Consider the following 3,451-nt stretch of genomic DNA (forward strand, 5'->3'; position numbering starts at 1 on the left):
GATGGTGAAATCATAACCACAAAGGCGGAAATATGTAAAGTGGTTTATCCACCTTATGTATTTCCACCAAAACACGGATCACATGAAAGAATTTTTATCATTTATATTCAATATGATAGAAATGCGCAGGTATCCACCTTTTAACGTCATACGTTAAATTAGAGCACTATAAAGAACTAAAGAAATGAAGATACAAAGATACGAATATCTGAATAAAAACAGAAAAATGCGTACCCATCCACCTTTCAGTGCGTACCCATCCACCTTTCAGTGCGTACCCATCCACCTTTCAGTGCGCAGCCATCCACCTTTCATGAAAATTACAGTGCGTACCTATCCACCTTTCAGTGCGTACCCATCCACCTTTCATTTTGAGGCGACAAAAAACAACACCTATCTTAATGAAATTATTGATAAAAAAGCTGGCACAATGTTTGCAGAATAAGTTAAAGTAAGTTAAAGATCTTAAAGTAGATCTACCGATCTACATTTAAGATCTTAAAAACAAGAAGTTTAATAAGCAAAAAAACACAAAAAATCTGTGGATAACTCTGCTCAAAACAAAAAATTCACAGCGCCTGTGGATAACTTTGCGTAAACCCGGAGGACAGATCACTCTGAACCAAGACAACCACACATAAAAACAATATGCTCATTTTTTAACCACTGTGCGTAAGTGCCTAATGTAATCCCTGTGCTATTCCGCTTCCTCGCTCACTAACTCGCTACGCTCGGTCGTTCGGCTGCGGCGAGCGGTGTCTCCTTTCTCAAAACCAGAAGAGTTCAGCTCATACGATCCGTTGATTGATCCTTTTTGGATCTTTCACTGAGAAGCCCTGAATCGCTTTCTGCCGCTTCGTTCGATACAACCATGGTGAAACCATGCGAAATCGAAAAAATCGCTCAGAATGCGATACAGCGCGTTTTAGAGGGTATTTACAAAACAGTCGTTGCCTTGAGGAAATTTTGATCAAGATTGAACTCCTATCCGGATCATGGCAACAGATCACAGCAACAAGGCCGCTAAAAAGCGTTGAGCGGCGTTAAAAACCGTTAAACCGTAGCTGACTACAACGAAACGGGAAAAAACGCTCAGAACGCGTTACAGAGCGTTTTAAGGCGATGTCGGAAAGAGCCATATCTCACCTGTTCTGATGTTTTTCTCAACATAAGCACTTTTAAGAGTGCTTTTAAAGATGCTATTATGCCAATGAGACAAGCGGAGGGCTTATGAGCTATCAAATTCTGACAACCACAGCGGCCAGTATTACTGACCTGAAAAAAAATCCTATGGGAACCGTAGCTGAAGGTGAAGGGGACGCTGTTGCGATCCTGAACCGAAACGAACCGGCGTTCTATTGCGTTCCACCAAAACTTTACGCCTACTATCGGGAACTCGCTGAAGATGCTGAGTTAAACGCTGTTGCTGATGAGCGCATGAAAAACCCGGAAATTGTGAAGGTTAACCTGGATGACCTATGAACTGGCTTTTGACCGTAGAGCACTGAAGGAATGGCAGAAACTCGGCCACACCATCCGTGAACAATTCAAAAAGAAACTGGCAGAACGGCTGGAAAATCCACGCGTACCCGCAGCCCGGTTACATGGTCATGCTGATCGCTATAAAATCAAACTTCGTGCATCTGGCTACAGACTTGTATACCAAGTCATTGATGAGAAAGTCGTTTTACTCGTTATTGCCGTTGGAAGAAGGGAAAGCAGCGAAGTCTATCAGATCGCAGATTTGCGCTAAGATTAATCATCAAATGATTGACTGTTTACAGTCAGAGCGAGAGCATTAAAAATTTGCAATACCTGCAAATGCAGGTATAATAAAACACAAGAAAGGGAAACAGGTTCTCTTTCATCCAGAGCCCAAGCTGGGCGGGAGCTAAAAATGAAAGTATTAACTTTTAAAAATGATACTGTCTCTGTTGGTGATATCTTTGTATCATCATGGGGCTATGAGCAAACCAATGTAACCTTCTACCAGGTTCTTTCTGTTCACGGTAAAAAAACCGTCACCGTTCGCGAGATTCGCGCCAATTCAGAATATACCGATTCAATGGTCGGCTTTAAAACTCCCGTTTTAAATGATTTTACTGGTGAATGTTTTAAGCGTCAGATAAAAGATTTTGGTGATGAGCTGGCAATCAAAATCGAAGATTTTGAAACTGCGTATAAAACTCTACCGGAAGAAAAACATCGATTTTCTTCTTACTACTAATTAATCAGGGGGGATATTCCCCCTTTTAGTAAAGGTCTGAAAATGGAAAGAGAGTTTAGCGCAAAAGCATCATTAAACCGAAAAATTTTGGTTTGAGCAATGTGGATTATCTAAAGAAAGAGTTATTCATTGTATTGATAACTGGTATGACCTTGCATACCCACCATCAGAACAGGAGAAAGCAAAAAAAGAAGCAATTGAGAAGTTAATAAAGTAAAGATAAAGATGGTATCAGGTTGTGGGGCAACCTGATACCGTGACACCTGATTCTATTGCGAGGAATAAAATGTCGGAACGCATATTATCAGCAATAAATGACGTTGAAAAGGGTGGGCGTCCGGTTTTCCCTTTGATGCCATTCCATGTCTTTCCTGAGTATATGGCATTACTCAGAAAAGCACTGGAAAAAAAGACACAAAAGAGAACAGATAAATAAACCGGAGGCTTTATGACAAAACATGATTTTGTGTCCTTTGTCAGTGGAGAATTGCGGCAAGGCGCTGTACGCTTTTCTCTTGCTTTTAACAGCAAAGGAGAAATTGTTCTGCACTGGACTAATAAAGCAGGAATACGAGTCTGGCGGATATTAAGTGGTAATCGTGGCAAAAAACCAAGCAAAGCTAACCTTGAAAGAATGAGTAACTTCCGGCGCTGGCTTTTTGATGCCCGTCAGGGCATGGAAGGCTACACTCAGCAACCTGAACAGAGCAACCTTAGCTGAATAGCCGAAGCCCTCCCGTATTTCGGGAGGTGCTTTCTGATATATTGCGCGGGACTGCGCTTGCGCTTCCTGCCAGACCGTTCGCGGAGCGAACCTGACGGCACTGTCCTTACCGCATTGATCGGGTTTCCGGTCGCAGACGTACGTATGTTCAGCCATGACAACATCAGCCTTTTTGCATTTTTGTTGATGCTCAAGCACAATTTATGAGCGGCGCCAGATTCACTGCGATGCAGGATAGGGCAAACGCCGCAAAATGACGTCATTCGACGTTATTTTTCAGCGTTTGCCCGGTGACCTACAGTCGGTTCTTGTTGGGAGTTATGATGAAAAAAATTCAGTTTAGAGTTGAAGATGAAGACCATGATTATTTGTTAGTATGCCTTAAAAGCATTTACCCTGATGAACCAAATTTGACAGTTGCAAAAGGTATGAAGTTATTAGCAAGTGCTTTATTAAAGAGTAAGGATAAAAAAATTGAAGAAAGCATTATCGATGATAAT

At 41.7% G+C, this 3,451-nt stretch carries 5 protein-coding genes and 1 pseudogene; all 6 read left to right on the forward strand.

Annotation, left to right across the window (positions count from 1 at the left end):
* Positions 1-1,230 precede the first annotated feature (1,230 nt).
* Positions 1,231-1,482, forward strand: a complete 252-nt coding sequence (locus tag OQV04_RS23875) for a type II toxin-antitoxin system Phd/YefM family antitoxin (protein WP_000121743.1) — start codon at positions 1,231-1,233, stop codon at positions 1,480-1,482.
* Positions 1,472-1,753, forward strand: coding sequence for a type II toxin-antitoxin system RelE family toxin (locus OQV04_RS23880; RefSeq protein WP_000220560.1), 282 nt, complete (start codon positions 1,472-1,474; stop codon positions 1,751-1,753). The genes OQV04_RS23875 and OQV04_RS23880 overlap by 11 nt, the downstream gene beginning before the upstream one ends.
* Before the next feature lie 144 nt (positions 1,754-1,897).
* Positions 1,898-2,227, forward strand: a complete 330-nt coding sequence (locus OQV04_RS23885) for a hypothetical protein (RefSeq protein WP_000866648.1) — start codon at positions 1,898-1,900, stop codon at positions 2,225-2,227.
* Positions 2,228-2,513: 286 nt separating this feature from the next.
* The gene (locus tag OQV04_RS23890; RefSeq protein WP_000003880.1) at positions 2,514-2,663 is read left to right on the forward strand and encodes a hypothetical protein; all 150 of its coding nucleotides are present in this window, start codon (positions 2,514-2,516) and stop codon (positions 2,661-2,663) included.
* Positions 2,664-2,675: 12 nt separating this feature from the next.
* On the forward strand, positions 2,676-2,948 hold the full coding sequence (locus OQV04_RS23895) for a hypothetical protein (protein ID WP_000160399.1): 273 nt from the start codon (positions 2,676-2,678) through the stop codon (positions 2,946-2,948).
* A 326-nt stretch (positions 2,949-3,274) separates the two neighbouring features.
* Positions 3,275-3,451 (forward strand): annotated as a pseudogene (locus OQV04_RS23900) (DNA distortion polypeptide 1); the annotation flags it as partial.

Origin of the sequence: Escherichia sp. Lx600-2 (assembly GCF_036662595.1) — a bacterium.
Lineage (GTDB): Bacteria > Pseudomonadota > Gammaproteobacteria > Enterobacterales > Enterobacteriaceae > Escherichia > Escherichia coli.

Bases quoted from the DNA above. Each gene is read 5' to 3' on its own strand.
- OQV04_RS23890 (WP_000003880.1), top strand. From the start codon at position 2,514: ATGTCGGAACGCATATTATCAGCAATAAATGACGTTGAAAAGGGTGGG.
- OQV04_RS23885 (WP_000866648.1), top strand. From the start codon at position 1,898: ATGAAAGTATTAACTTTTAAAAATGATACTGTCTCTGTTGGTGATATC.
- OQV04_RS23875 (WP_000121743.1), top strand. From the start codon at position 1,231: ATGAGCTATCAAATTCTGACAACCACAGCGGCCAGTATTACTGACCTG.
- OQV04_RS23895 (WP_000160399.1), top strand. From the start codon at position 2,676: ATGACAAAACATGATTTTGTGTCCTTTGTCAGTGGAGAATTGCGGCAA.
- OQV04_RS23880 (WP_000220560.1), top strand. From the start codon at position 1,472: ATGACCTATGAACTGGCTTTTGACCGTAGAGCACTGAAGGAATGGCAG.